Genomic DNA, 1,837 nt, shown 5'->3' with positions numbered 1-1,837 from the left:
AGCGAAAACGCCGAAGCCTCTTGCGTTCGAGCTCCTGCTCACCATCTCCTCTCCATCCATTGGGATGGCTTCAGGATGGTTGAGAGATGGCGGACAACGTGCGGGAGCTGCGGCCGAGAGCGCCGGACAGCGAGAAGCTGACAATCAATCTCGGCTTCGTCGATCTCGGCCGTATCGATTTGATGGTCCGCGACGGCTTCTATGCCAACCGCGCCGACTTCATCCGGACCGCCGTGCGCAATCAGCTCGAACGCCAAGGCGAGGCCGTCAGCCAATCCGTCGCCCGCAAGCAGCTCAACCTCGGCCTGTCCCACTACACGCGGCAGGATCTGGAGGCGGCGAGGGACGCCGGCTTGCCGCTGCGCATCCAAGTGCTCGGTCTCGCCAGCATCGCCCCAGACGTCACTCCCGAGCTCGCTCGAGAGGCCATCGCCTCGGTCGAGGTCCTCGGCGCCTTCCACGCCTCACCGGCGGTGAAAGCAGCACTGGCCAACCGCATCGCCTGATCTGCGTGTCGTTCCAACCGCAAGAAAGCCGGGCAGCCCGCACCGGATCATTCAATCAATTCAGGATCATCAGCGTGAACGCATTCTCCACCATCGACATGGCCGAGGTGACCCGTCTCACCCGCGCCGGCCAGTTGAATGAGGCCATGGCGCTGCTGCAGGGACGCCCGGCGCCGGCCAAACCGCAGGCGGCCGCAGGGGAGGGGACATTACACAACGCAGCCGATGCGACACGCCCGTGGCGAACCATCGACATGGCCGCGCCTGCAGCCCCGGGCGGAGCCTGGACGGCACCCGGCTTCGGACAGGGTGCGACCGGCGAGGCTCCGACCGGGAAGGGTGGCACCGCACGCCAGAGCCTCTCAGCGACGATACGGGCCTTGCGCGAGCGCTTCCCCAAGGTGGGCACGATGCCCGACCTCGGGGCCGATTTAGGCCTACCGCGGCGTGCCCCGGTGCCGGTGCCAGACGGAGCCCGATACGAGGAACGGACCTTTGCCAACGCTGCAGGCAGCCGCAGCTACAAGGTCTATGTCCCGAGCGGCTACACAGGCCAGGCACTGCCCGTCGTCGTCATGCTGCACGGCTGCACCCAGTCGGCGGACGACTTTGCTGCTGGAACCCGGATGAACGAGTTGGCCGAGGAGCTGACCTTCCTGGTGGCCTATCCGGAGCAGCCGCAATCCGCCAACCTGCAGAAGTGCTGGAACTGGTTCAACGCGTCCGATCAGCAGCGCGACGCGGGCGAGCCGTCGCTGCTCGCCGGTATGGCGCGTGAGGTGATCCGGGAGTTCTCGGGAGATCCGACACGGGTCTATGCCGCGGGCCTCTCAGCCGGCGGCGCGGCCGCGGCGATCCTGGCGTCGACCTACCCCGATCTGTTCGCGGCGGTTGGCGTGCATTCGGGCCTTCCGTCTGGCGTTGCCAAGGACATGCCGTCGGCCTTCGCGGCCATGAACGGCGGGGGAGTGGCCCAGCCGAGGGGAACGCGACGCACGGTCCCAACCATCGTTTTCCACGGCGACGCCGACCGCACGGTCCATCCGGTCAACGGTGACCGGGTGATCACGCAAGCGTCATCCGGGAGGACGCTGGAGATGGAGGTTGGCCGAGGCACGTCCGAGGGTGGAACGGCCTACACCCGCACGGTTCAGCGCGAGGGCAACGGTCCGGCATTCCTGGAGCAGTGGGTTCTGCACGGTTCCGGGCATGCCTGGTCCGGTGGTAGCGCGAGCGGGACGTACACCGACCCGCGCGGCCCCGATGCGAGCCGGGAGATGATGCGCTTCTTCCTGGCTCACGCGAGCACCACCGCCCAGACACGACACTGA

2 protein-coding genes are annotated in these 1,837 nt (G+C 67.2%); both read left to right on the top strand.

Going from position 1 to position 1,837, the window contains the following annotated elements:
• Window positions 1-86 precede the first annotated feature (86 nt).
• Window positions 87-506: a CopG family transcriptional regulator gene (locus WDW90_RS36770; RefSeq protein WP_336492666.1), complete on the top strand. Its 420-nt coding sequence runs from the start codon at window positions 87-89 to the stop codon at window positions 504-506.
• A 74-nt stretch (window positions 507-580) separates the two neighbouring features.
• A complete protein-coding gene (locus tag WDW90_RS36765; protein WP_336492665.1) occupies window positions 581-1,837 on the top strand; it encodes an extracellular catalytic domain type 1 short-chain-length polyhydroxyalkanoate depolymerase in 1,257 nt (418 codons plus the stop codon).

The sequence above is a fragment of the Methylobacterium nigriterrae genome (assembly GCF_037106235.1).
In the GTDB taxonomy this organism is placed as follows: domain Bacteria; phylum Pseudomonadota; class Alphaproteobacteria; order Rhizobiales; family Beijerinckiaceae; genus Methylobacterium; species Methylobacterium nigriterrae.
The sequence above is the reverse complement of the archived record's forward strand: the minus strand, read 5'-3'. Positions and strand labels throughout refer to the sequence as shown.

Excerpts from the sequence above, each read along its gene's own strand:
- WDW90_RS36770 (WP_336492666.1), top strand. The coding sequence starts at position 87 with ATGGCGGACAACGTGCGGGAGCTGCGGCCGAGAGCGCCGGACAGCGAG.